This is a genomic window from Halomonas sp. KG2, assembly GCA_030440445.1.
Taxonomy (GTDB): Bacteria; Pseudomonadota; Gammaproteobacteria; order Pseudomonadales; family Halomonadaceae; genus Vreelandella.
The window spans coordinates 4,074,302-4,099,364 of record CP098528.1 but is presented as its reverse complement, the minus strand read 5'-3'; the positions used below and the strand labels follow the sequence as shown (position 1 = coordinate 4,099,364).

Genomic DNA, 25,063 nt, shown 5'->3' with positions numbered 1-25,063 from the left:
TGTTATGAGGTACACCATGAGTCATTCGACACCTGATACGGTGCGCGATGAATCCGCAAGCAGCGCTTCAGAGCGCCTTGAGCACCCCTGGCTTGGGCGGATTCTAAGCTTGCTCGCCATCGTCGTTGCTTTCTCACATATCTATTTCAATACCCTGGGCACTGTCTCAGAAATTTGGGTTAGTGCATTACACTTCGGTATGTTCGGCCTGTTGTGCGCGCTTTCCGTGCCGATGTTCAAAGCGCGCTCGGCTAGCGGTCAGCGCCTATTACTCGCCGTTGATGTGTGTCTTGGTCTAGCCGCCCTAGGGTGTGCGTTCTATTTAATCGGCTTTGAGGATGCGCTTTATGCCCGTGGGGTACGCTTTTCCCTGGCTGACTGGATCGTGTCGATTACCGCTTTGGCGTTGGTACTAGAATTTGCCCGCCGGACTACCGGCTGGTTTATTCCGCTGCTATGTATCATTGCACTGACGTACGTTGCCTGGTGGGGGCGCTATGTAGGTGGGGTGTTCAATTTCCCTGGGCTGAATTGGGAAACCGTTCTGTTTCGCAGCTTCCTCGGCGGTGACGGCATGCTGGGCTCGATTGCCCGGATTTCCTGGTCTTACGTTTTCATGTTCATTCTCTTTGGTGCCTTCCTGGTACGTTCGGGCGCTGGAGAGTTCATCATCGAGCTAGCACGTTGTGCCGCGGGTCGCTTTGTTGGTGGCCCGGGATTTGTAGCGGTATTCGCTTCAGGGCTTATGGGGTCGGTGTCTGGCTCCAGCGTAGCCAATACGGTCTCTACCGGTGTGATCACTATTCCCTTAATGCGTAAGGCAGGCTTTCCACCGCGTTTTGCGGCCGGCGTTGAAGCCGCTGCTTCAACCGGAGGCCAGCTTATGCCTCCCGTTATGGGGGCAGGGGCTTTTATCATGGCCTCTTACACCCAGGTGTCATATCTCACCATCATTGGGGTCGCTGCGCTTCCTGCTCTGCTGTACTTCCTCTCGGTGGCCATGTTCGTGCGCATCGAAGCCAAGCGTAGCGGTACTCATCAGGTAGAAACGGAGCAAGCTCCAAAACTGATTGATGTATTGAAGGGCGGTTGGCACTACCTGCTGCCACTCGTGGTGCTGGTCGTCGCCCTTATCAATGGCTTCACCCCCACCTATGCTGCCGGTATCGCTATCGTGTCGGTGGTCGTTGCTTCCTGGTTATCACGTTCACCCATGAAGCTTCAGGCAATTATCGACGCTTTGGTACTGGGCACCCGCAACATGGTTTCCACTGCCATTCTACTGCTGACAGTTGGCTTGATCGTCAATGTGGTGTCGACGACCGGCATTGGTAACATCTTTTCGTTGATGATCTCAGACTGGGCGGGCGGCAGCCTGTTAATCACCATTGTGTTGATCGCGCTGGCCTCTCTGGTACTGGGGATGGGGTTGCCGGTGACGGCCGCTTACATCGTATTGGGCACGCTATCGGCACCGGCGTTGTATGGTCTGATGGCACACAGTCAGCTGTTAGAACTGATTATGGCCGGTGATTTGCCCGAGCAGGCACGGGCGATCTTTATGCTTGCCGCGCCAGATGCTTTAGAAGCGCTGAATGCTCCGATGGACGCTGCCAGTGCTCAACAGCTACTGGCCTTGGTACCGGACGATTTCCGTTCACAACTTTACGAACAAGCGCTTTCGCCGCACACGATATCAATGATGTTAGTGGCAGCGCACATGGTGATTTTCTGGCTATCTCAGGACTCCAACGTGACTCCGCCAGTATGCCTTACCGCCTTCGCTGCGGCGGCGATCGCCAAAACGCCACCTATGCGTACCGGTTTTACCGCTTGGAAAATCGCCAAGGGCCTCTACATCATTCCCTTGCTGTTTGTGTGGTCGCCAATGATCACCGGGACGCCGACCGAAATGTTGGTGGTGTTTGCCTTCGCGTTGTTCGGCATTTACGCCATTATCGCCGGGCTGGAAGGCTATCTGGAAAGCGAGTTGCCCTGGTGGCTGCGCCTAGCCATGTTCCCCGTTGGTGCTTTAATGCTGTGGCCTCACGGAAACTTGCTGCTGGATTTCTTGGGATTGGCACTGTTTCTGATGACGCTGGTGTGGAGTGCCAGACGTGACCGCCAGGTGGTACATACAATGGCCTGACACTAGACGAGCATAAAGGGGGCAGCCCTCTTATAAATAGCGCTCAAATAAATGCCGCCATCAAAAGATGGCGGCATTTCAATGTAACGTCTTAATCAAGGTGGGTGATGGGCTGTCGGTCAGGGTCAATATGCCAAGGTAGGCCGAGGCGCGTGTTGCGCTCTAACTCAGCAATGACCTGCGCGCCCAGCAGTAAAATGATGGCACCGACTTCTAGGCTGAGCAGCACAATGATCAGCGTTGCTAGGGATCCGTAAACGGCGTTGACGAACGAGAGGTGGGTGAAATAGTAGACCAGTAGCAGCCGCACGCCTTCCCACAGCAGTGCCGCGACAAAGCCGCCGATTACCGCTCGGCGTAACGCGATACGCACCACCGGTAGCACCTTGTAGATAGCGCTAAACAATAAGAAAACCCCAACAAAGCTGAATAAGTTAAGGACTGGTTCGGAGAAGCCCGCAAACGGCAGTTGCCGCTCAAAGAGCGCCATCATCAGCGTATTGAGCGAGCTAGCCAGGGTGACGACCAGTGTTAAGGCCAGCAACCCCGCCCCTAGCACCAACATGAAAGCGTAAGGCAGCATCACCGACACCCACACACTACGCTTGATGTGGGGGCTTTCTGGCGCATGGAAGATAATCGCCAAGGCATCTTCGAGCATGCGAAAGGCGAAGGAGCTGAAGAGCAGCAGAATGGGTAAGCTAAGAATGCCGATGACGCCGCGAGACTCCAGTAGACTGCGGACGGCATCCATCAACACTTCGGCATGGGCCGGTGCTAGGTGGCGCGCTTGTACAGCAAGAACGCTGAGTAAATGCTGTTGATCCACCACTTTGGTCAACAGTACAACCAATACTGCAAAGAGCGGCACGATGGAGAGCAAAATATTGTAGCCCACCCCACCGGCAAGCAGGATGCCGCGGTTCTTCAAGAAGTGACACACGACACGCCAGGCAAAATGAGCCAGCCGTGGCAGCAGTAGAAGTAAGGCATTGAGTGCTGTTTGGTTGCGCCCCATCGTTTGCCATTCTCCTTGTGTGCCAACACTATGCCTTGGCGGTGTGACTGTTCAGCGACAACAAGCGTCAGTGGATAGACTGACGCACTGACCGGCAAAATGATAGGCAATGATTGGCGTTGCCCGGCGGAACCCATTGCCCCACACCCGCTTTATCGCGTGAAAATGGTTGTGTCTCATTTAGTGAGATGAACTCGTGAATTTGTCTTGCTATGTTCTAGCTCACCTAGACAGATAACGATAAACATAATGCCGGTAAATGAAAACATCACCTCATCAGGCCCCACCACGCTCGTTCACGCCATGCAGATACTGCAAGTTACCGCACGTGGTGGCCACCGCGGTGCGAGTGTCGACGATTATCTGAATGAGTTGAGCTTCAGCCGTCCTACGCTCTATCGGTTGTTAAAAGGTCTCAAGCAGCAAGGGTTTTTACGCTCTTCTCCCATCCGTGGGCGTTACTTGCTGGGCTATGAGTTGCTAGTGCTTGGTGCTCAGGCGGGCAATGGCGCTGGATTGCGAGATTTGGCCCGGCCGAGATTGCTGGCGTTGGCACAACGCTGGGGAGACAGTTTCTATCTGTTCGCCCGCGATGGTATCTACGCGGTCTGCCTGGAAGTACAGAACGGTGCTTATCCGGTGGGCAGTTTCGTTAGGGCGACGGGAGGGCGCTTGCCGCTGGGTGTCGGCCAAGCGTCGATTGCCTTGCTCGCGTATCTCGGTGCGGATGAACGAGGCGAGATTCTCGACCACAACGCGACACGACTGCGGGATGATTACGCGATCGCCACCGCCGATGTCGAAGCCGAAATTAACCATCTACTAACACATGGCTACGCCCGTGGCGTTGAAGGCTCTCTGCTCCCGGAATACTGCGGCTTAGCCATTCCCATTCTCGACCATAGTGGTCACCCCTTGGGGGCCATGAGCTGCTCAATGCTCAAGTCTCGCATGACACCGGCCCATAAACAGGAGGTGCTCCAAGGCATGCAAGACGAAGTCGCCGCTATGGTTAACCAGGCCCACGGCCTACTGTATCTGGATTAAATCGTCATGCCACAACCCACGCATCCATCCCACCAGCGCCTGTGCGGCTGGAACGCCTGGCTCCCAGAGCGCCAGCCGAGCCCCGCCTTGCGTGGCCAAACTGAGGCGGATGTCGTCATCATCGGGGCTGGTTACACCGGCTTCGCGGCAGCTACGGCCTGGCAGCAGGCGCGGCCGGAAGCCCGCATCAAAATTCTTGAAGCCGACCAAGTAGGTGAAGGTAGCCCAGGGCGTAACTCTGGTTTCATGCTGGAAATCGCTTTAGCCAATGATGCTCGTCCCGAAGAACTTGAGCGCATGGAGACACTGAACGCGTTAAGCCGACAAACCATGGCGCTACTGCGCGAGCGGGTCGAACGGCTGGGAATTGACTGCCAACTTGAACGTAGCGGCACTTACCGCGCTGCCCGTAGTGCGATAGGTCAGCGCGCCTTGGTCCAGTATGAAGCTTTTCTTAACGCTGCAGGCCTTTCTTACCAGACCTTGAGCGCTAGCCAACTGGCTGAGCGAATTGGCACGCGCTACTACACACAGGGTATTTATTCACCGGACTGTTATCTGGTGCAGCCTGCAGCATTGATTGTTGGTTTAGCGGATTCATTAGAAGCCGGAATCGAACTGCATGAGCACTCGCCCGCGACTCAAATCAAGCCTGATGGCAAAAAGTGGCGTGTCACTACACCCGAAGGCGAAGTAACGGCTGGGCAGGTAATCCTAGCCAATAACGCGTTTTCTAGAGCCTTGGGTGCAGACCCTTCGCGGCTAACCGCTATTTATACCTACGCCGCGATTACCGAGCCGTTGCCGGAGCTGGAACGACAACGCATTGCTGCGACGACCTGGGGGCTGTTACCCGCGCATCGTTTGGGTTGCACGCTGCGCACCACCGCCGATGGGCGCTTGATGATTCGTTCGCGTTACAGCTATGAGCGCGAAGCCGATAACGCCCGTATTGAGGCTGAACTGAAAGCGAGCCTTGAGGCGCGCTATCCCGAACTCACCCCAGTGCGCTTCGATAAGGTCTGGGGAGGGACCACCGGGCTGACCTATAACGGCGCGCCACTCTGGGGGGAGATCCAGCCCGGTTTGTATGTGTCAGCGGGGTGCAATGGCGGCGGTATCGTCAAGGGTACCTTCCTTGGCGATGCCTTGGCGCGCCATGCCATGGGTCAGCCGGTCGAAAATATTGCGTCGTTATTCGGCAAGGCGAGTTGGATGCCGCCCGATCCCGTGCGTCGGTTGGGTTTCTACCTGACCAGTGAAATGGAGCGCCGTAAGGCAAAACAAGAAACTTGATCCCCACTCACCATTATAAAAAAGAGAGATGACAATGGATCCTCAAGATCATATTGGGCTGCTTTCCATCATGCCGGCGGCGTTAGCCATTGTGCTGGCATTTATTACCCGCAACACCGTTTTCTCGCTGGCAGTCGCCTGTTTCGTTGGAGTGATTACCCTAGGCAATGGCTTGATGGGCTTTCCCACGCTATTAAAGGAAACCCTGGGCACCACCAGTTTCTCCTGGATACTGCTGTTGGAGCTTTTCATTGGCACAGTGATCGCGTTCTTCCAACGCACAGGGGCGATTCAGAACTTTACCGCCTGGGTGGAACGCCGTGCTTTATCGCGAGTGCGGGTTCAGTTGATCGCCTGGGTGATGGGCATGTTCGTTTTCTTCAGCGACTATTTCAGCCCCTTGTTTGTCGGTAGCACCATGCGCGGCCTGACGGATCGCTATCGGGTATCGCGGGAAAAGCTGGCGTATATCGCGGACTCCACTTCCGCCCCGGTGAGTGTGATGGTTCCGATCACTGGCTGGGCAGTGTTTATTTCTGGTTTACTGATTGGCATGGGACCCATCGAAAATGCTGCACAGGCGATGGGCGTGTTTCTACATGCGGTTCCCTTTAACCTCTATGCATGGCTCTCGGTGCTGGTCGTGGGGCTGGTCATTGTCGGTGTTATTCCACTTTTTGGACCGATGCGAGAAGCCGAGCGTCGCGCTCAGGAAGAGGGCAAAGTGCTGCGTGATGGGGCTGAACCGCTGGTGGGCGAGGAGCTGACAGAAATTCCGCCTTATGATGGTGCGCGTACCAACCTATTCTGGAATTTTTTCGCCCCGGTGCTGGTGGTGATCGGCGTTGCTGTCGGCACCTTTATCGTGATGGATTCGGCCAAAACCATGGAAGCGTTTCTGGCGGCTTCTGTGTTTCTCGGTATCGTTATGCGCCTTCAGGGCATTCCCTTCAACGACATTATGAAAACCTCGATGGCCGGGATGAAGGGAGTAATGCCAGCCATTATTATTCTGGCGTTAGCCTATTCGTTGAATCAGCTTTCCAAAGACATGGGCACGGCGAGCTATATTGTTGAAGCCACCGGTGGATGGCTGACACCGGCATTACTACCAGCGATGACATTTCTGATCGCTGCCGTTATCGCCTTTTCAACCGGTACCTCTTGGGGCACCTTCGCTATCATGATGCCGCTGGCTGTGCCGCTCGCATTCAACTTCAGCAGCGATATGCTGACACCGCTGGTATATGCCACGGTGGCAGCCGTAGCGGGTGGCGGTGTGTTCGGGGACCACTGTTCGCCGTTGTCGGATACCTCAGTGCTTGCCTCAACAGGGGCTGCTTCTGACCATATCGACCATATCAAGACGCAAATTCCCTTTGCGCTTACCGTTGCCACACTCTCCTTGGCTGCTTACCTTTTGCTCGGTCTCACGCTATAAGCGATAAGCCCTGCGGTAGGCCGCCTGAGGCCATTATCGCAGGGCTTAATCTAGCATCAGCCAATGCATACATTTCTTTCTTGGTCTTCAAACACCGGTATTGCGTCAAGTTTATCGAAGGAGCCCGTTAAACAGTTGCCTGTTTTAATATCAAACGCTGCGCCATGGGCACTGCATAGCAAACGGCTTCTATCTGACGAAATAACACTGTCCGACCGGTAATTTAAAGGTAAGTATTGATGGGGGCAGGCATTGACGTAGCAATAAATTGCACCCTCTATGCGCGTTACAATGACGGGGAAAGAACCATCGTTACTAATAACTTCCATGCAGTGTGCATTGCCTTCTTCTATAAGGTTAGAAGGGCAAACAATCGCCCCCTCTTGGGGGGCATTTGCATAGTTACGCCACGCGTCGTACACAGTGCTTCCTTTTACCATTTAGCAGCACTAGTCATAAGTACTAGTCAGCAGTGCTTTGCAACACTCCGCGGTTAATTTGATCTTCTTCGATGGATTCGAACAGTGCTTTAAAATTGCCCTCTCCAAAACCATCATCGCCTTTACGCTGGATAAACTCGAAGAAGATCGGGCCAATCACCGTTTTTGAGAAAATCTGTAGCAAAATTCTGGTTTCGCCACCGCCTACAACGCCTTCACCATCAATCAAAATGCCACGGTTACGGAGTTTATCGAGGGGCTCTTGGTGATCTTTTACGCGCTCAAGCGATTTTTCATAATAGATGTTCGGTGGGCCAGGCATAAACTCAAGCCCCGCATCAGCAATTAAGTCAGTGCCGGTATAGATATCGTTCGTTGCAATGGCAATGTGCTGAATACCTTCGCCATTATACTCGCGCAAGTACTCTTCAATTTGGCTGTGATCGTCGGCACTCTCGTTAATCGGGATACGAATTTTGCCATCGGGAGAAGTTAAAGCGCGGCTAGTAAGGCCGGTGACTTTACCGGTGATATCGAAGTAGCGTATTTCACGGAAGTTAAAGGTGTCGTGATAAAACTTATACCACGTGTCCATATTGCCGCGAATAACGTTATGAGTGAGGTGGTCAAGATAGTAAAAGCCAAACCCTTTAGGCTTAGGGTTTACCTCATCTAACCAGTCAAACTCATTTGAATAACAGCTGCCTTTTTCGCCATACGTATCAATAAAGTAAAGCAGCGAGCCGCCAATACCAACAACGGCAGGCGCGTCGATGGATTTATTGCCAGTGAACTCTTCAGCCCCTAACTCAACGGCACGTTTTAGGGCGTGCTGAGCATCAACAACGCGCCAAGCCATGGCCGGTGCACAAGGGCCGTGCGCCTCAATAAACGCTGACGCGTGGGAGTTAGGCTCGCTGTTAAGCAGATAGTTAATATCACCCTGACGATAAACGGTGATTGACTTATCACGGTGCTTGGCAACGGGGACGAAACCCATTTGCCGAAACAGGCTGTCTAACTTTTCCGGCTCAGGATGGGCAAATTCAACAAATTCAAAACCATCGGTGCCCGCTGGGTTTGCATCGCTTATGGTTACGTTTGGCGCGTCATGAGGAAAAGGTCCCATCGCTGTCTCTCCTATTATTGTCTTGTAAGTGAACAAGCTCAGTATAGGGAAGAGGCGGTGCAATTAGGTTGCAAACTAACCTAAGATATCGCCAAATAGCGCACAGCTTGTGCGCAACTGGAGTGTTCTATGCACGGGATTTCTTTGGATCGATATGATCTTGCAATTTTATCAGTATTGCAGAAGAACTCAGCCCTCACCAATTCAGAGTTGGGAGAACGTGTCAGCCTGTCTCCCTCTCAGTGCTCCCGGCGTAAAGCGCGGCTAGAAGCCGAAGGAGTGATTAAGGGATATTCGGCGAGGCTTGATGCCTCCAGTCTGGGGTTTGGCTTGCGTGCGATCACCCGCGTTAATCTCAAAGCGCATGGTGAGAGCATGGATGATGATTTTGTAACGTTACTGACGAAGCACGCCATGGTGCGTGAGGCTTATTCTGTGTCGGGGGATGCGGACTATGTACTGCACGTTATCGCCAAGGACCTCACCGAGTTTTCAGACTTTATTCATCATCATCTACTCCCTCATCCTAATGTCACCCAGGTTCGCTCTGAAATCATACTGCGGAGTATGAAAGAGGAGCAGGGGCTGCCGGTGAGTGGTGGCTAGGCGATGTTCTAAATCACTGACTTTTCAGGCAAAGCCTAAGTAGCTACGTTAGTTTTGTGCCGTGAGGGTTCTATGCGTCTTAAATTTAACTGTCAGAATCGTATCGGTATTCTTCGCGATATAGTGGCCCAGTTTGCTGACTACCGAGTTAATGTCGCGCGGGGCGAAGTTGGCGGCGAGCAGGGCAATACCATCTATTTGCATGTCCCGAAGTTGCTTAATGCTCAATTGAGCACGCTTAAACCGGCACTGGAAGCTATTCCAGGGGTGTTTGGCGTCAAGCGCGCGAGCTTGATGCCCAGCGAGCGTCGTCATTTGGAGTTGGATGCATTGCTGTCTTCGCTGTCTGACCCCGTTATGTCGATAGATATGCAGGGGCGCATTGTAGCGGCCAACCGTATCGCCGTTCAGGTATTGGGGGTACGCGTTCAAGAAGTACCAGGGCTATCGCTGGATCGCTACCTTGACGAAGTCGACCTTCCCGAGGTGATTCGCCGCAACAACTCACGTATCAATGGGCTGCGGATCAAACTGAAAGGTGATACCTATCTCGCCGATATTGCGCCACTGCACACCGAAGACACCAAGGTGGATTCATTAGCCGGGGCGGTGGTGACATTGCACCGTGCCGACCGTATCGGGGCACGGATTTATCAGGTGCAGCGCCAGGAGCTGCGTGGCTTTGAGGCTATCTTTCAGTCGAGTTCTCGATTGGCTGCCGTGATCAATGAGGCGCGGCGCATGGCGCCACTGGATGCCCCGTTGCTGATTGTAGGGGAAACGGGGACTGGGAAAGAACTGGTCGCCAGAGCCTGCCATTTGGCAAGCCATCGCGGGCAAGCGCCGTTTGTGGTGCTCAACTGTGCCGGGCTGCCAGAATCAATGGCCGAGACAGAGCTTTTCGGTTACGCGCCGGGGGCTTTTGAAGGCGCCCGGCCAGAAGGAAAGCTTGGCCTTCTGGAGCTTAACGAAGGCGGCACCGTGTTTCTCGATGAAGTCGGTGAAATGAGCCCACGGCTGCAGACAAAACTGTTGCGTTTTCTTCAGGATGGCGGCTTCCGGCGTGTGGGTAGCGACGAGGAAACCTTCCTGGATGTCCGGGTGATCTGTGCCACTCAACAGAACCTGCCGCAGCTGTGTAGTGAAGGGCTGTTTCGGCTGGATCTTTATCACCGGCTTAATGTGCTGTTGCTACAGGTCCCTCCCTTACGTGAATGTTTGGACGGCATCGAAGAGCTGGCGACCTATGTGCTTGATCGTGCGGCGCGCCAGATAGGTTGCCCTTTGCCTGAACTTTCACCTGCTGCGTTGGAAAAAATCACCCGCTACGACTGGCCGGGCAATGTGCGTCAGTTGGAAAATGTGTTGTTCCAGGCGGTGTCGCTATGTGAAGAGAAAGCCATTCAGCCGGTGCATTTGCGTCTTCCTCACAGTGAAGTATCGCCTGAGCTTGCTGGTATTCCATTAGAGGGAAGCTTGAGCGACATGTTAGGCGAGGTGGAAAGAAATATCTTAAGTACGCTGTACCAGCAGTACCCCTCCAGCCGCCAGTTAGGCAAGCGGTTGGGTGTTTCCCACACAACCATTGCCAATAAACTCAAGCGTTACGGTATTGGTGCTCAAGACGGCACTTGAAACCGTACTCAAGACACTACTTAAGCAAAATCATAAAAAAGTTCGTATAGCAGGTGAATTAACTGTCACGATTTATTTACAGTTTGTCAGAAAAATACAACAGCAGGACACCAAGCTTCGGCATTTTTTTCTGAGTGTAACGATTGCTTTACAGTTTCATGCCGCTTATACGGGCAGCGCCTCGCCGAATGTGATTTAACCCCATTCCTGCCCTATGGCTATCTCCATAGACTCTTTATAGATTGCTCTTTATGACTGATTGACCGCAGTTGGTTGGCTTTTATAGGCAGTTAATCGCTCTTAAGTAGCTGTTCTAGCTGCTCATAATAAATAGCCTAAAAACAATATAAATTTATAAGGTTTCCCAATGACAACGACAAATACGCCCCCCAAAACATTGTGGCTGGGCCGCTGGGGGTTTGTGCTAGCAGCCACTGGTTCGGCAGTGGGCCTGGGTAATATCTGGAAGTTTCCTTACATCACTGGCGAGTTCGGAGGTGGCGCTTTTGTGCTGGTCTATTTGGCCTGCATATTGGCGGTAGGTGTGCCTATCATGATGGCTGAAATCAGCTTCGGGCGTCGTGGCAGGGGCAGCCCGATTGATGCTATCCGTCGAGTGGTGCATGAATCGGGGCGCGGCAGTTTCTGGTCGATCTTTGGCTGGATGGCCATGCTGTGTGGTTTCATGATTCTGTCGTTCTACGTGGTGGTCGCTGGCTGGTCATTTTCCTATCTGTGGAAACTGCTGAGCGGCGGGCTAGCCGGTAATAGTGTTGATGATATGGCGGCAATTTTTGCCGCTAATAATGCCAACCCTTTCACGTTAGGTGCCTGGAGCACGCTAGTGACGGTGCTGACCATGTTCATCGTCGGTAAGGGCGTACAAGCAGGTATTGAAAAGAGTGTCAGTTGGATGATGCCAGGCATGGTGATCATGCTGGGCATACTGATTGGCTACGGTGCTTTTTCTGGTGGCTTTGCCGAAGCTTGGTCTTTTCTGTTTTCTTTCAATGCCGAAGGGTTAAGCAGTGAAGGGCTCTTAGCAGCACTGGGGCATGCCTTCTTTACCTTGTCGCTCGCGTCTGGTGCCATTCTTACCTACGGCTCTTACCTGCCAGAAGGGCACTCCATTGCACGCACGACATTCAGTGTGGCCATTGCTGATACCGTTGTCGCGCTGATGGCTGGCTTGGCTATTTTCCCGATTATTTTCGCTAACGGAATGAATCCCGGCCAAGGGCCAGGGTTGATTTTCATGAGCTTACCGCTGGCCTTCCAAGCAATGCCGTTTGGTACCTTGTTTGGTGTGCTGTTCTTCGTGATGCTATCAATGGCCGCGCTTACGTCGTCGATCTCAATGATCGAAGCGACAGTGGCTTGGCTCGTTGCCAGCAAAGGGCTGACGCGCAAGCAAGCATCCTGGGGTGTGGGTATCGTACTGTGGTTGGTAAGCACCTTGGCAATGCTGTCGTTCAATGTGGGCGCGGATTGGACGGTGGCAGGCCGTACTTTCTTCGATTGGCTGGATTACCTGACCTCCCGCTGGATGATGCCGCTAGGCGGTTTAGGTACGGCACTGATGGCAGGCTTCCTGCTGCGTACTGAACTATTCAGGGAAGAGCTAGGGCTCTCCCGTACCCAGCACACGCTGTGGCTGTTTATGGTGCGTTACGTCAGCCCGTTAGGCATCGTGTTAATTTTCATCGATGCGCTTGGCCTTGCCACCCTTCAAGTAGGCACTCAGTGGCCGTGGCTGCTAGCCCTGCTGGTGGTTATTACCGTGGTGGGAGAGTTAGCTAGCCCGCGGCTGCGGCATCAGGCTTCCTGAAGCAACTCATTCGAATAAGACATTAAGAAGAGTCATCAAAGCGCTCTCATCGATAGTCGATGGGAGCGCTTTGCGATAGAGGGATACGTTGCTGGGATGTTAATCAACACGCTTCACTGTGCCGCTAAGGCATCAAAGGCATTGGCGTTAGGGCATAAGCGACGGCACTCATCAAGCTCGGCATTGGCCCGCATCGCTTTCCAACAATCGCCAACGGCTGCACAAGCGTTGCAGGTGTCACACAGTGCACGATAGTCGGCATGATTTATCAGAACATTTCTACGAAGCTCATTCTCTTTAAGACCAAAGCGCTGCAGCATAACTGGCATTAAGGTTTTGGCTGGGCTGAAATGAGCGGGGTGGCCTGCTGCTAGCTGCCTTGCCACTGCCTGCTCAAAGCGTGGTTCTAGCGGTCTTTCCAGGTCATTGATCAGTGCATCATAGCTAGCCCCTGCTTGCTGCTTTATGTTGCGGGCTAACGTCGCGGTTGATGCTGTATAGCAGCGCTCAGTGAGGCGTCCCCACCAAGAGGTGGTATCGGTGTGCTGAGCAGTATCCATGGTCAATCTCCCTCGGCGGTTCTTGATGATGACATCAGTATCAACCGACGAGAGATAAACTATCTTGACGCGGATCAAGTTGGTTTCAAGTGAAACAGAAGGTGAGTAGAGGTGAAAGTGGGGGGATATGATAGAAAAGTAGCTGCTTATAGGGCGTCATCAGCATGTGAGTGCTGCTCTCGCCGCCTATTATACGGCAGCGGCGAGAGCACCTAATCTAGCGGCTCAGTGACTAACAACACTCGCTTCAATACGCTCTTCGGCCGCTGCATTGACTAACTGTTCATGAAAGAAGGCAAGTGCGGCAGGTGCGTCAACACCGCGACTCTTTATCGACTCACTCCAGGCATCCTGTAAGTTGCTCGCAACGCCCCTCAGGTAATCAATGTCTTGTTCCGATGCTTGGGTAAAGGTTGCGCCATTCTCTTCACCAAATTCAACGCCGCGCTGGTCGGAAACATCCATCATGTAGCCAAACAAGCGTGAAAGCCGCTCACCCGATACGCTTTCAATCGCCGCGCGGTCTTCGTCCGACACTTGGTCCCAGAACATCGGGTTCATAACAATCGCAAAGCTGCCGCGGTAGAAACCGCCGTCTACGGTAAGGGTGTGCGGGGCCACTTCAGCCACGCGGAAGCTGCGCAAGCTCTCAAGCGTTAGCATTGCGCCGTCGACAACGCCCTGGGAGGCCGCTTCGTAGGTGCCTGTGGGCGGAATGGAGACACCGGTTACCGACATTGCCTCGGCTAAGCCACTCATCACCCCGCCGCCCACGCGCAGCCGTTTGCCAGCAAGCTCATCAATTGAACTTATTTGATCACGGGTAAATATTTGCCCTGGCCCGTGCACGCCCATCGCAACGACATCAACACCACGGTGCTCATTGGCCTGCTGCAAATACTCTTGGTGGGTATGCCAATAGGCCGCAGAAGCATCTTCTGAAGAGAATTCCTCAAAGGTGGGGAACTCAGGTAGCTGCGTGGCTAGAAAACGGCCCGCCATATGGGCGTGAAAAATCCAACTGGCGTCCGCAATACCATCAGCAACGATCTCCATTTGTGCGGGAGGAGGCCCCATGTCATGCACCACTTCTACCGTGACACGGTCATCCGTGGCTTCCTCTATCCACGCCTTCCAAGTCGGCCAAACAATGGTATTAATACCGTGATTCGGCCCACCCCACGTGCTCACGGTGATCGTTGCCTGGGCAAATGAAGACATGCTGAACGCCATGCTTGAAAGCGCGATAGCACCCACGAGTAAGCGAGCTGGTTGTTTCATGCGGAAACTCCAAAACGACGTTATTAACGTCGGTGTTGTTATTGGTAACGCCTAACACCGAGCAAGTGGCGCCTTCTCAGGTGGCGTAAGTCACAACGCTTACCTTGCCTTTGGATAGTTTCAATAGCAACTAATTTAAGCTTGGTTTGATTAATACTTAAGTCTATTTCTCAGATGCTATGTTTGGTTCTCGAAATCTCAGCAGCTCTTCGCAGTTAATGGTGTGACAGTCATCGGCGGCGATTATGCTTAGGGCATCTACTATGCAAGCCGACCCAAGCCAGTTCCATGATTCCTAGGAAGACTCATGAACTGCCTAACCAGCGACATACAAGCATTTGAAGCCCACGCAACTGACGCGGACCGACGCATCATCGGCCCTCATTTACTTAGAGGCTCCCGAGTATTTCATCAAGGACCTGCAAGAAGGTCTCGCGGCAGTGTTGGGCGCTAATTGGTGATGCCGTCAGCCTTGAGAGCCTAGGCTTTGTGCTGGCTCTTATCATTGCTCCCTGTGCTCCCTGTCAATCACGATCAAGACGATTCTCGGACAAGAAGAAGGGGCGAGAGAAGTCGGATGCGTCGCTCAGGCGGTGGGCGAGCTCATCAAACAGTTGAATACGTACTCCACCATGGTACAGCGCGTAGTAACCGATCGTAGGCAGAGGAGGGGTGGTCTCGAGGATCTCCAGCCCCTGCTCGCGGGCAAAACGCTGGACACAGAGTTTGGGTAATACGCTAATGCCACACCCTGCTGCCACTAGGCCAACCAGCGCCAGTAAATTATCGGCAGTCAGGTTGGCGGCGGCCACACCCTGGTGGGAGAGCCAACGGTTTACGTCCTGTGCGAATCCGGAGCGCTTGCCCTGGCTGATCAGGGTGTAGCGTTCGAGCGCTCCTATGGTAATGGGGCGGGGGGAGCCGTCCACCAGGCTCTCTTTGGCCATGAAGGCCATCTCCACTTCCTCCAACAGCCGGGCTTCCACACCCGGCTGGGCGAAGGCCTCAGGGACCTGGGGAATCACCACCAGATCCAACTCGCCATCCTGAAACTGCTGGTAAAGGGTACGGCTCATATCGATGGTGACATCTAACCGTATATCGGGTCGCTCGATCGTGTAATCCCGAATAAAGCCTGGGAGCCAAGTAAGGGCGGCCAGATCGGTGAAGCCGATACGCACACGATGCAGCGTGCGCTCGGGTTGCTCATTGAGCTCGAGGATGTGCTTTGCACCGTCGAGCGTCGTGTAGGCCAGTTCCAGCAGCCGTTCACCCTCCTCGGTCAGCCGTGCGTTGCGGCGGGACCGGTCGAAGAGACGCAGGCCGGTGGCCTGCTCTAGCTCGGATATGCGCTTGGATACGGTGGACTGCGTCGCGTTGAGTCGCAGAGAGGCGCGCTCGAACGTGCCGAGCTCGACCACTTGGACGAAAGTTTCGAGCTGCTTGAGGGTCAACATGGCATCACCGAATAATGAAAATTACGACTCTTAATATATGCAATTTATTCGCTTTTTTGAAAGTGTGGAGTGCTTTTAATGTAGTGGGTGAGTGCTCAGCAGCATCAGGCTGGGGGTAGTACCAGGGTGAACAACCTGCATGGCTCTCAAAACATAATACTAACAAGGAGTAAGACGATGAAGACTCATCCTATGTCGGTACGGAAGGCGGTTCTAGGCTCGATGGCGACACTGCTAGTGAGTGGTCTGAGTACGTCGGCCTTGGCGGCGGACTATCCCAGCAAGCCGATCCAAATGATTGTTGCGTTCGGTGCTGGAGGTAGCACCGATACCATGGCGCGCATCTTCGCCAAGTACGCCGAGGAGGAGATTGGCGAGCGTCTGGTAGTAGTCAACCGTCCCGGTGCTGGAGGCGAGCTGGGCTGGGTGCACTTAGCAAATGCTGCCCCGGATGGCTATACGATCGGTCTGATCAATTCACCGGTGGTGGAAGTCTACCCGTTCACGCGTGGGGAGACCGTTGGCTACTCCCTCGAAGATATCCGCCCGTTGGCCAACGTGGTCACTGATCCAGGCATGCTAGTGGTCGCCACAAACAGCCCCTACCAAACCCTGGATGACTTCGTCGCAGCGGTGAAGGACGATCCTAAGTCAATTATTGTCTCCCACGAGGGTGTCGGTGGTGACGATCACCTTGCGGCCCTCAATTTCGCCGCCGAAGCGGATATCGACCTCAACTTCGTCGCCTACAGCGGCAATGCCGAGGCAACCGCCTCGCTGTTGGGGGGCCATATCACAGCCTTCGCAGGAAATATGTCGGAAGCAGTTACCCAGATTCAGGAAGGCAAGGCGCGCGGCCTGGCGATATGGTCTGAAGAGCGGGGCGAGCCGATTCCTGATGTGCCCACTGGGCATGAGCAGGGATATGACGTTTTGGCCGCGGCATCACGCGGATTTGCTGTTCCGGCGGACGTGCCTCAGGAGATCTATGACACCTTGCTGGACGTGACTCGCAAAGTCGTTGAGAACCCCGAGTTCCGCGCTGAGATGAACCGCCTCAACATGTCGGTCAATCCCATCTACGGGCAGGAGTACGTCGACTTTATCCACGACAGCCATGACCGACTGAAGATGCTCTGGGAACAAGATCCCTGGAGCGAGCAGTAAACGGACGCCTGGAGGGCTAGCCCCATGACTCTCGACACTATCGATCGTGCTGTAGCTTTGCTGATGGGGGCGGTCTGTGCCGCTGCGGTGATCACGGGTCTGGGTATGCGCGGCGACGCAGGAGTCTTTCCCGTGATCGCTGGTACGCTGGGATGGGTGGTCTGTATAGGGATTGCTCTTTGCACCCTTTGCCGTCGAGCTCCTGACGAGCTGCCTCCGCCGCTGGCATGGCCGCGCTTCGCCGTGTTGTGCCTGTGCCTGCTGGGACTGCTTGGCCTGATGGTGACCGCCGGTACCTTCGCCGCGCTGCCACTGTTCTTGCTGGCCAGCCTGCGGTTATTGGGCCACTTGCGTTGGCTGACGGCCTTGATAATCGCTATGACATTCTCAGCCGTGATCTTCGTGGTCTTCATGTACCTACTGTCCGTGCCTCTGCCCGTTGGCTGGCTGGCAAGCTAGCGACGGTCAGCGAATTTACTCAAGAGACTCTCTATGGATGTATTGCTTCCTGCCCTTGGTAATGTGCTGACGCCAATGGCCCTGCTGACGCTGTTTCTCGGCACCCTAGCCGGCATGACGATCGGCTCGCTGCCGGGGCTCTCCTCGACGATGGGCGTGGCGCTATGTATCCCCATCACTTTCGGCATGCCGCCGGACCTAGCGCTGATTCTACTCGGTGCAGTCTACGTTAGCTCTGTCTATGGTGGGTCGGTGACGGCAATCCTGTTGCGCACTCCAGGCACGGATGCCTCCATCGCCACCGCGCTCGACGGCTACCCATTGGCAGAGGCTGGACGAGGCGGCGAGGCGCTGGGCATGGCGACGCTCGCCTCTCTGTTCGGCGGGCTGTTCAGTGTGGTCGTACTGATCGCCATCGCCCCGCCGCTGTCTACGGTCGCACTGGCCTTCGGCCCCCAGGAATACACCGTGCTGGCGATCTTCGGGTTGGTGACTATCGTTGGCGTGGCGTCAGACCGCCCTCTCAAGGGCGTTCTCTCGGCGGCGGTGGGACTGGTTCTGGCCTGCGTGGGGTTAGACGCCTTCACCGGAATGCAGCGTTTCACCTTCGGCTACAGCGAACTATTCGATGGGGTGCCGCTGCTGCCGGTATTGATCGGGTTGTTCTCTGTCTCTCAGGCTTTCAACCTCTGTGTACCTGAAGGCGGTGGCGTGCTGACGGGTAAGGGACAGCAACTCAAAGGGCGCCGCCTCCCTCTGTGGCTCGACATTCGGCGCTGTCTGCGTACCTTATTGCGCTCCTCGGTGATCGGCTCGGTAGTGGGTATTCTTCCCGGTGCCGGTACCAGCATCGCTTCCTTTATCTCCTACAACGAGGCGCGTCGTCATTCCCCGACGCCCGAACGTTTCGGTAAGGGGGAGCTGGAAGGGGTAGCGGCCTCAGAGTCGGCCAATAACGCCGTGACCGGTGGCACGCTGATTCCCACCCTGACGCTGGGCATTCCCGGCAATGCGGTGACAGCCGTCTTTGTCGGCGGGCTGACCATCCACGGCATGATCCCGGGGCCAAGCCTATTTACCGACCACGCCGAGACGACCTACACCCTAATCCTCTCACTGCTGCTGGCTAATGTGCTGTTCGCGGTGCTGGGACTATGGCTATGCCGCTACCTAGTGGTAGTGACCAAGGTGCCGGGCTCAGTTTTGGGGCCGATGATCCTGGTATTCAGCGTGATCGGTACCTATGCGCTGCGCAATGAGATCTTTGATGTCTGGCTCGCGGTGACCTTCGGTGTGGTGGGCTTCTTTATGGAACGCTGGCGCTACCCCGCTGCTCCTCTGGTGATAGCCCTGATCCTCGGGCCCATCCTAGAGGTCAACTTTAGGCGCTCAATGCAGATTTCTCACTGGGATTTGACCACCTTCTTCACCCGACCACTGTCGTTGACGCTATGCCTACTCGTGGTTCTGGCGCTGGCGTATCCGGTCTGGAGTCAGTGGCGTCGACGTCGCGGCATCCAGCACTAATTCCCACAGCCTTTTTTATGAAGGTCAGACTTGTGCCTGACCGATGGAGATATCAACCATGACGACAACGCCAACTCCCACTGTGACTTTGCGCCAGCCCCTCGCGGCGGATGGTACCTTCCTTCCTGATGAGCTGCTAAACCAGGTGCGGGAGCGCTTCCTGCACGTCGATACTTGTCCTTTTAGCGGCAAGCGGGTCTTTTTTGAGAATGCAGGTGGGTCATTAACGCTCGAATCGGTGGTAACGCGAAGCGCCGAAGTTGCCGGCATTCCCGACAACGAACATCGCGACAATCCAGCCTCCCATGCCGTGTCCCAAATCGTTTCTTCTGGGCGCGACGACCTAGCCACCTTCTTTGGCGCCAGCGGTGGAGTCATCTTTGGCGGTGAGACCGGTACCGAATGCCTGTTTCGTGTGATCCGCGCAGCAGCGCTAGCTGCTGAGGCGGGCGGCAGTATCCTCGCGAGCTCGGTGGAACATCCTGCGACCTATGACGCTACTGCACAGTGGGCACGCCGCACCGGCCGAGACTGGATTGAGGTACCCTTCGATGTCGCTACAGGCCGTGTGACGGCGGCGCTCTACGCCGACTGCGTGCGTCCGGACACCCGCATCGCGACCATCCTGCATACCAGCCCGGTCACTGGTATGAGCATGGACGTTGCCGAGATTGCGCGCACAATCCGCGCCGTGGCCCCGGAATGTATGATCATCGTCGATGGTATTCAGCATGCGCCGCACGGGTTCTTGGCCGTCGATGACTACGGTGTCGATGCCTATGTCGTCTCGCCCTACAAGGCGTACTGCCGTTTCAATAACGGTTACACTTGGCTCTCCGATCGCATGAGCGTGGTTGATCATGACCGGCTCTCGGGCAAGCCTGCCGATGCCTGGGAGTTGGGCAGTCGTGACCCCTCGGCGCTTGCCGGGGTTAGCGAGATGGTCAACTACCTCGCCTGGCTGGGCGGCCACTTCACCGATGATTCGTCGCGCCGCGCTTGCCTGGTCGCCGCTGGCCAGGCGATGCGCGCCCATGAGCGTGCCCTGGTGCATCGGCTGCTGTTCGGCGATGCGGACCTGCCGGGGTTGTGTAGCTATCCCAGACTGCATTTGATTGGCCCCGAGGATTCTCCGTACCGTGAGGGGGTGGTGTCGTTCGCCGTCGAGGAAATCGAAGCCAAGCATGTGGTCGCCGAACTTGGGGCTCGGGGAATACGCGTCCATGCGCGAAGCGACGACGTATTTTCCGGCAATATCCTGCGCCCGCTCGGGCTGAGGGCGGTCACCCGAGTCTCACTGGCGCACTATAACAGTGCCGTCGAGGTCGACGCCTGCCTGGCGGCGCTGGCCGAGGTGCTGCCACGGGCGTAAAGCCCCGAGCCGCCCACCACCACCTTGCTTTGCCACCTTGGCCTTCCGCAAGCCTGGAACTGAATGCCCAGGGGGCTGGACTCCGAACAGGTTTTGGTGGAACTCATGAAGGGTTAGCATCTCCAACAAGGCTTTCTTACTCTCAACTCCGCCGCTAAGGTTCCCGCGCTGATCAATGAAAGCCGCGCGATAATCGAATCACTGGCGATCCAGCTCTATCTGGCCGAAAAATATCCACAGGCGAGTTGCAATCTCGGAGGTCGGTGGAGAAGAGAGCCCAGGTGTACCGCTGGAGGTACCCGAGAGTTTCGTCAAGGACCTGCAAGCAGGTTTTCCGACAGTGTTGGTCGTTAATCTGTGAAGGTGGCTTAAGAACGCACCGGCACCCTCAACGGTGAAGAGCCATGTTAAGCGGTGGGTCTTCAGAGTTGCGGCAGTCGGCTGATTCAACGAATCGGGATAGCGGTCTCTTCTTTGATATTACGCAGCACGAAATTGGAGCTGACCTGGGAAATGCCCTCCAAGGTGAAGAGTTTTTCATTCAGAAATCGGTCATAAGCCGCCATGTCCTCGATCACTACCCGCAATACGAAATCGGCGTTGCCGGTGGTGGCATAGCACTGCAGCACTTCTGGATATTGCAGAATGCGATTTTCGAACTCGACGGTATTGTCGATGTGGTGGCGAACCAACGTCACCATGACCAGTGCTGATAGTGGTTGGCCCACTAGGCTGGGTTCCACCAACGCCGCAAAGCGGCGGATAACGCCACTCTCTTCCAGGGCTTTTACGCGTCGCCAGCAGGCAGCAGGGGAGAGCCCGATCTGTTCGGCGAGCTCATTGTTGGTAATACGCCCCTGTTGCTGAAGCAGGGTAAGAATGCGCTGATCATGCCTGTCTAAAGTGATTTCTTTAGTTGCTTCTTTCATGGTGTCATTTCATTTATTTGTGGTTTGTTGAATATCATTGCGTCAAAGCTAAAAAAATGAAAGTAATGATTAATAACCAGACGTTTGAAGAGCTAATTAGCAAGCACCTTTAGTGCGCTCTTGGCTAGACTCAGATGTATTACAACCATAATTTTTCAACCGTACTGGTGAACTCTCATGACAACCCCCTCAATTGCTGAGCAGGCGGGTTCTATTACCCAGCCTCTCGAGATCGCACTCGATAATTATCAGTTGGCCGACCGCTATAGCCGCGGCGAAGGCCGTATTTTTCTTACTGGCACCCAGGCATTGGTACGCATCGCCTTACGCCAAGCCGAGCTTGATCGCCACAATGGCCGCCAAACGGCAGGGCTTATCAGTGGCTATCGTGGCTCGCCCTTGGGCGGTGTAGACCAAGAAATTTGGCGGGCGAAAGCCGCTATGGAAGCGCATCACATCGATTTTGTCCCTGCGATCAACGAAGACCTGGCCGCTACCATGATGCTTGGTTGCCAACAGGTAGAGACAGATCCTGAGCGGCAAGTCGAAGGCGTCTTCGGCATGTGGTACGGCAAAGGGCCAGGCGTTGACCGTGCGGGCGATGCGTTAAAGCACGGTAATGCCTATGGTAGCTCACCGACTGGCGGTGTGCTGGTGGTCGCGGGCGATGACCATGGGTGTGTGTCGTCCTCCATGCCACACCAGTCGGATGTCGCCTTTATGGCCTGGTTTATGCCGGTCGTAAGCCCTGCCTCATTGGCGGAATATGAGCGCTTTGGGTTATGGGGCTATGCACTTTCACGCTTCTCGGGTTGCTGGGTGGGGTTCAAAGCCGTTTCCGAAACCGTAGAGAGTGGCGCATCGGTGGACGTGCCGCCCTTGCCGGAATATGTCACGCCGGATTTCGAAATGCCGGAAGGCGGGCTGCACTATCGCTGGCCGGACCTACCGGGGCCGCAGCTTGAGACTCGCCTTGAGCACAAGCTGGCCGCCGTTCAGGCGTTTGCCACCGCTAACCCGATTGATCAGTATTTATTTCGCCAAGAACAGGCGACGTTTGGGCTGGTTACCACAGGCAAGGGCCACCTGGATTTACTTGAGGCGCTGCGTTTGTTGGGGCTGGATGAGGCGAAGCTGCGTGAATTGGGGGTGGAAATATACAAAGTCGGGATGGTGTGGCCGCTCCATCGCCCCGGCATTCTTGAGTTTATTCATGGCAAGCGCGAAGTGCTGGTCATTGAAGAGAAGCGCGGCATTATTGAAAGTCAGCTTAAAGAGTACATGTCCGAACCCGACCATCCTGGCGAGGTCATCGTGACCGGCAAGCAGGATGAAACTGGCAAACCGCTGATTCCCTTTGTTGGAGAGCTGGGCCCGCGCCTCTTAGCAGGCTTTGTCGCCGAGCGTTTAGCGCGCTTTTTCGACATTGATTTTAGCGACAAGCTGGCAACCGTTGATGCTTGCCAAGCCGGTGTTAAGGAGCTTGGTGGTGTGCGCCGCATGCCGTATTTCTGCTCCGGTTGCCCACACAATAGCTCGACCAAGGTGCCAGAGGGCAGTAAAGCCTTAGCGGGCATCGGCTGTCATTTTATGGCGTCGTGGATGGGCCGCAACACCGAATCGTTAATTCAGATGGGCGGCGAAGGCGTTAACTGGGTGGGCAAGAGCCGCTTTACCGGCAATGGGCATATTTTCCAGAACTTAGGCGAAGGCACCTGGTTTCACTCGGGCTCGATGGCGGTGCGTCAGGCAGTGGCTGCCAACGTCAATATTACCTATAAAATCCTGTTCAACGATGCGGTTGCCATGACGGGCGGTCAACCCGTGGATGGGCAAATTAACGTGCCGATGATCGCCCAGCAGTCGCTGGATGAAGGTGTTCGTCGGGTAGTGGTGGTCAGTGATGAGCCCGAAAAATACCGCGGGCATGAAAAGGAGTTTCCTAAGCAGGTAACCTTCCACGGGCGTGAAGAGATGGATACGCTGCAACGTGAACTGCGCGAAATTCCTGGCTGCACCGTGTTGATTTATGACCAAGCATGCGCGGCTGAAAAGCGCCGTCGGCGCAAGCGTGGTTTGATGGAAGACCCCGCCCGCCGGGTGTTCATTAACCATCATGTTTGCGAAGGTTGTGGTGATTGTTCTGTACAGTCCAACTGTTTATCGGTGGTGCCTCGCGAGACCGAACTAGGCCGCAAGCGCAAAATCGATCAGTCGTCCTGCAATAAAGATATGTCCTGCGTCAGTGGCTTTTGCCCCAGTTTTGTCACGGTTGAAGGTGGCGGGCTGCGTAAAGGCCAGGGCGTCACCGCAGATAATGCCTTTTGGCAACGCATAGCGCATTTGCCAACCCCTGCGATTGCCACTTTAACGGCCCCTTATGACTTGCTGGTGGGAGGCGTTGGTGGCACGGGCGTGGTGACCGTTGGGCAACTGATTACCATGGCCGCACACCTGGAAGGTAAGGGCAGCAGCGTGCTCGACTTTATGGGGTTTGCGCAAAAAGGCGGGGCAGTCCTTAGCTATGTGCGTCTGGCATCACAGCCCAGTGAGCTGAATCAGGTACGTATCGAAGCTGGCCAGGCCGATGCGATGATCGCTTGCGATATGGTCGTGGCGAGTTCGCAGAAAGCGCTAAATGTGCTGCAGCCGACCACGCGTATCGTGGCGAATCTGGCGGAGCTAGCCACGGCGGATTATGTCCTTTATCGCGATGCGGATATGCAGCCCAGTAAGCACCTTAACATGCTGTGTGAAGCGGTTGGCGAGGAACGCTTTGCTTCCCTGGATGCCAATCGCCTAGCCGAACAGCTGCTGGGCGATACGGTGTTTTCCAATATGATGATGCTCGGGTTTGCCTGGCAGCAGGGGCTGGTGCCGCTTTCTGAACCTGCGCTGCAGCGTGCTCTGGAGCTTAACGGCGTCGCTGTGGAGAAGAACCGTCAGGCATTTGCCTGGGGTCGCTTGGCTGCGGTGGAACCCGACTATCTTCAGCAGCATCTGGACACGCTTCCCCTATCCGCGAATGCCACACTGGACGATGTAGTGGCGCGTAACAGTCGCCACCTGGAGCGCTATCAGAACCGTGCCTGGGCTGAGCGTTACGTTACTCAAGTAACGAAAGTGCGTGAGGCCGAAGCAGCGCTAAACGGTGGCCAATCGTTGAGTGAAGCCGTCGCCCATCAGCTCTATCGCTTGATGGCGTATAAAGATGAGTATGAAGTGGCGCGCCTTTACACCCAGAGCGATTTTCTGGATGAGGTCAAAGCCACGTTCTCGGGTGATTACCAGCTAACCTTCCATTTGGCACCGCCACTGTTGGGTGGCCGTAAAGATGCGCAAGGGCGTCCGGTGAAGCGCCGCTTCGGCCCTTGGGTGCTGAAGGCAATGGGCACGTTGGCCAAGCTGCGCGGTTTGCGCAACACCGCGCTTGACCCTTTCCGCTTCAGCGCTGATCGTAAACTCGACCGCGCTTTATTGGCTGACTATGAGCAGTTGATTGATGAGTTAGTGGCCCGTCTTGATGGCACGAATCACGCCACGGCCTTAACGCTTGCTAAGTTGCCAGAAGAAATTCGTGGTTTTGGACCCGTCCGCGAAGCTGCCGCTGAGAAAGCCAACGAGCGCCGTGAGACGTTGCTGAAGGAGCTACGTGAAGGTCGCTCGAAGACCATCGCTGTCGAAGCTGCTTAAGGCAACTCAATATAGGTAAAAAAGGCCAC

19 protein-coding genes are annotated in these 25,063 nt (G+C 55.1%); 12 read left to right on the top strand and 7 right to left on the bottom strand.

Annotated elements, in window-relative coordinates; translation table 11 throughout:
- The first annotated feature begins 16 nt into the window (after window positions 1–16).
- A complete protein-coding gene (locus NDQ72_18730) occupies window positions 17–2,149 on the top strand; it encodes a TRAP transporter permease (GenBank protein ID WKD28048.1) in 2,133 nt (710 codons plus the stop codon).
- Between the two features lie 91 nt (window positions 2,150–2,240).
- On the opposite strand, the gene NDQ72_18725 is transcribed toward NDQ72_18730, so the two are convergent.
- A complete protein-coding gene (locus NDQ72_18725) occupies window positions 2,241–3,167 on the bottom strand; it encodes a YihY/virulence factor BrkB family protein (GenBank protein WKD28047.1) in 927 nt (308 codons plus the stop codon).
- Between the two features lie 249 nt (window positions 3,168–3,416).
- On the opposite strand from NDQ72_18725, the gene NDQ72_18720 reads away from it, so the two are divergent.
- From NDQ72_18720 to NDQ72_18710, 3 genes are read left to right on the top strand one after another with little or no spacing between them, the layout of a single operon-like run.
- Window positions 3,417–4,214, top strand: a complete 798-nt coding sequence (locus NDQ72_18720; GenBank protein WKD28046.1) for an IclR family transcriptional regulator — start codon at window positions 3,417–3,419, stop codon at window positions 4,212–4,214.
- Window positions 4,215–4,220: 6 nt separating this feature from the next.
- Window positions 4,221–5,510, top strand: coding sequence for an FAD-binding oxidoreductase (locus NDQ72_18715; GenBank protein ID WKD28045.1), 1,290 nt, complete (start codon window positions 4,221–4,223; stop codon window positions 5,508–5,510).
- Between the two features lie 34 nt (window positions 5,511–5,544).
- Window positions 5,545–6,951, top strand: a complete 1,407-nt coding sequence (locus NDQ72_18710) for a transporter (protein WKD28044.1) — start codon at window positions 5,545–5,547, stop codon at window positions 6,949–6,951.
- Window positions 6,952–7,007: 56 nt separating this feature from the next.
- Here the strand turns inward: NDQ72_18710 and NDQ72_18705 are convergent, their stop codons facing one another.
- Together NDQ72_18705 and hppD are read right to left on the bottom strand one after the other, a co-directional pair.
- The gene (locus NDQ72_18705) at window positions 7,008–7,373 is read right to left on the bottom strand and encodes a Rieske 2Fe-2S domain-containing protein (GenBank protein WKD28043.1); all 366 of its coding nucleotides are present in this window, start codon (window positions 7,371–7,373) and stop codon (window positions 7,008–7,010) included.
- 40 nt (window positions 7,374–7,413) lie between these two features.
- Window positions 7,414–8,520 carry a 4-hydroxyphenylpyruvate dioxygenase gene (gene hppD, locus NDQ72_18700; GenBank protein WKD28042.1) on the bottom strand — a complete coding sequence of 369 codons (1,107 nt, stop codon included), beginning with the start codon at window positions 8,518–8,520 and terminating at the stop codon, window positions 7,414–7,416.
- 129 nt (window positions 8,521–8,649) lie between these two features.
- Between hppD and NDQ72_18695 the strand changes: the two genes are divergently transcribed.
- The 3 genes from NDQ72_18695 (at window position 8,650) to NDQ72_18685 (ending at window position 12,589) form a co-directional block, all read left to right on the top strand.
- Entirely contained in the window at window positions 8,650–9,126 is a 477-nt protein-coding gene (locus NDQ72_18695) for an Lrp/AsnC family transcriptional regulator (GenBank protein ID WKD28041.1), read from the top strand.
- 72 nt (window positions 9,127–9,198) lie between these two features.
- Window positions 9,199–10,761: a sigma-54-dependent transcriptional regulator gene (locus NDQ72_18690; GenBank protein WKD28040.1), complete on the top strand. Its 1,563-nt coding sequence runs from the start codon at window positions 9,199–9,201 to the stop codon at window positions 10,759–10,761.
- A 367-nt stretch (window positions 10,762–11,128) separates the two neighbouring features.
- Window positions 11,129–12,589: a sodium-dependent transporter gene (locus NDQ72_18685; GenBank protein WKD28039.1), complete on the top strand. Its 1,461-nt coding sequence runs from the start codon at window positions 11,129–11,131 to the stop codon at window positions 12,587–12,589.
- Window positions 12,590–12,702: 113 nt separating this feature from the next.
- Here NDQ72_18685 and NDQ72_18680 read toward each other — a convergent pair whose 3' ends face one another.
- The 3 genes from NDQ72_18680 to NDQ72_18670 all read right to left on the bottom strand — a co-directional run bounded on the left by NDQ72_18680 (window position 12,703) and on the right by NDQ72_18670 (window position 15,887).
- The gene (locus tag NDQ72_18680; GenBank protein ID WKD28038.1) at window positions 12,703–13,149 is read right to left on the bottom strand and encodes a DUF6455 family protein; all 447 of its coding nucleotides are present in this window, start codon (window positions 13,147–13,149) and stop codon (window positions 12,703–12,705) included.
- Between the two features lie 225 nt (window positions 13,150–13,374).
- Window positions 13,375–14,430 carry a TRAP transporter substrate-binding protein gene (locus tag NDQ72_18675; protein WKD28037.1) on the bottom strand — a complete coding sequence of 352 codons (1,056 nt, stop codon included), beginning with the start codon at window positions 14,428–14,430 and terminating at the stop codon, window positions 13,375–13,377.
- Window positions 14,431–14,954: 524 nt separating this feature from the next.
- Complete coding sequence (locus NDQ72_18670) at window positions 14,955–15,887, bottom strand: LysR family transcriptional regulator (protein WKD28036.1); 933 nt, start codon at window positions 15,885–15,887, stop codon at window positions 14,955–14,957.
- Window positions 15,888–16,064: 177 nt separating this feature from the next.
- Here NDQ72_18670 and NDQ72_18665 point away from each other — a divergent pair, with 177 nt between their 5' ends.
- From NDQ72_18665 to NDQ72_18650, 4 genes are all read left to right on the top strand, one after another.
- Window positions 16,065–17,054: a tripartite tricarboxylate transporter substrate binding protein gene (locus tag NDQ72_18665; GenBank protein WKD28035.1), complete on the top strand. Its 990-nt coding sequence runs from the start codon at window positions 16,065–16,067 to the stop codon at window positions 17,052–17,054.
- A gap of 227 nt (window positions 17,055–17,281) precedes the next feature.
- Complete coding sequence (locus tag NDQ72_18660) at window positions 17,282–17,575, top strand: hypothetical protein (protein ID WKD28034.1); 294 nt, start codon at window positions 17,282–17,284, stop codon at window positions 17,573–17,575.
- Window positions 17,547–19,040 (top strand): tripartite tricarboxylate transporter permease, encoded by a 1,494-nt coding sequence (locus NDQ72_18655; GenBank protein WKD28033.1) that lies wholly within the window; start codon window positions 17,547–17,549, stop codon window positions 19,038–19,040. The genes NDQ72_18660 and NDQ72_18655 overlap by 29 nt, the downstream gene beginning before the upstream one ends.
- A gap of 58 nt (window positions 19,041–19,098) precedes the next feature.
- Window positions 19,099–20,412: an aminotransferase class V-fold PLP-dependent enzyme gene (locus tag NDQ72_18650; protein WKD28032.1), complete on the top strand. Its 1,314-nt coding sequence runs from the start codon at window positions 19,099–19,101 to the stop codon at window positions 20,410–20,412.
- A gap of 446 nt (window positions 20,413–20,858) precedes the next feature.
- Here NDQ72_18650 and NDQ72_18645 read toward each other — a convergent pair whose 3' ends face one another.
- On the bottom strand, window positions 20,859–21,341 hold the full coding sequence (locus NDQ72_18645; GenBank protein WKD28031.1) for an Lrp/AsnC family transcriptional regulator: 483 nt from the start codon (window positions 21,339–21,341) through the stop codon (window positions 20,859–20,861).
- A gap of 177 nt (window positions 21,342–21,518) precedes the next feature.
- Between NDQ72_18645 and NDQ72_18640 the strand changes: the two genes are divergently transcribed.
- Entirely contained in the window at window positions 21,519–25,034 is a 3,516-nt protein-coding gene (locus tag NDQ72_18640) for an indolepyruvate ferredoxin oxidoreductase family protein (GenBank protein ID WKD28030.1), read from the top strand.
- Window positions 25,035–25,063: the final 29 nt, after the last annotated feature.

Bases quoted from the DNA above. Each gene is read 5' to 3' on its own strand.
- NDQ72_18675 (WKD28037.1), bottom strand. From the start codon at position 14,430: ATGAAACAACCAGCTCGCTTACTCGTGGGTGCTATCGCGCTTTCAAGC.
- NDQ72_18725 (WKD28047.1), bottom strand. From the start codon at position 3,167: ATGGGGCGCAACCAAACAGCACTCAATGCCTTACTTCTACTGCTGCCA.
- NDQ72_18680 (WKD28038.1), bottom strand. From the start codon at position 13,149: ATGGATACTGCTCAGCACACCGATACCACCTCTTGGTGGGGACGCCTC.
- NDQ72_18690 (WKD28040.1), top strand. From the start codon at position 9,199: ATGCGTCTTAAATTTAACTGTCAGAATCGTATCGGTATTCTTCGCGAT.
- NDQ72_18645 (WKD28031.1), bottom strand. From the start codon at position 21,341: ATGAAAGAAGCAACTAAAGAAATCACTTTAGACAGGCATGATCAGCGC.
- NDQ72_18685 (WKD28039.1), top strand. From the start codon at position 11,129: ATGACAACGACAAATACGCCCCCCAAAACATTGTGGCTGGGCCGCTGG.
- NDQ72_18695 (WKD28041.1), top strand. From the start codon at position 8,650: ATGCACGGGATTTCTTTGGATCGATATGATCTTGCAATTTTATCAGTA.
- hppD (WKD28042.1), bottom strand. From the start codon at position 8,520: ATGGGACCTTTTCCTCATGACGCGCCAAACGTAACCATAAGCGATGCA.
- NDQ72_18640 (WKD28030.1), top strand. From the start codon at position 21,519: ATGACAACCCCCTCAATTGCTGAGCAGGCGGGTTCTATTACCCAGCCT.
- NDQ72_18720 (WKD28046.1), top strand. From the start codon at position 3,417: ATGCCGGTAAATGAAAACATCACCTCATCAGGCCCCACCACGCTCGTT.
- NDQ72_18655 (WKD28033.1), top strand. From the start codon at position 17,547: ATGGATGTATTGCTTCCTGCCCTTGGTAATGTGCTGACGCCAATGGCC.
- NDQ72_18715 (WKD28045.1), top strand. From the start codon at position 4,221: ATGCCACAACCCACGCATCCATCCCACCAGCGCCTGTGCGGCTGGAAC.
- NDQ72_18665 (WKD28035.1), top strand. From the start codon at position 16,065: ATGAAGACTCATCCTATGTCGGTACGGAAGGCGGTTCTAGGCTCGATG.
- NDQ72_18730 (WKD28048.1), top strand. From the start codon at position 17: ATGAGTCATTCGACACCTGATACGGTGCGCGATGAATCCGCAAGCAGC.
- NDQ72_18660 (WKD28034.1), top strand. From the start codon at position 17,282: ATGGCCGCGCTTCGCCGTGTTGTGCCTGTGCCTGCTGGGACTGCTTGG.
- NDQ72_18710 (WKD28044.1), top strand. From the start codon at position 5,545: ATGGATCCTCAAGATCATATTGGGCTGCTTTCCATCATGCCGGCGGCG.
- NDQ72_18650 (WKD28032.1), top strand. From the start codon at position 19,099: ATGACGACAACGCCAACTCCCACTGTGACTTTGCGCCAGCCCCTCGCG.
- NDQ72_18670 (WKD28036.1), bottom strand. From the start codon at position 15,887: ATGTTGACCCTCAAGCAGCTCGAAACTTTCGTCCAAGTGGTCGAGCTC.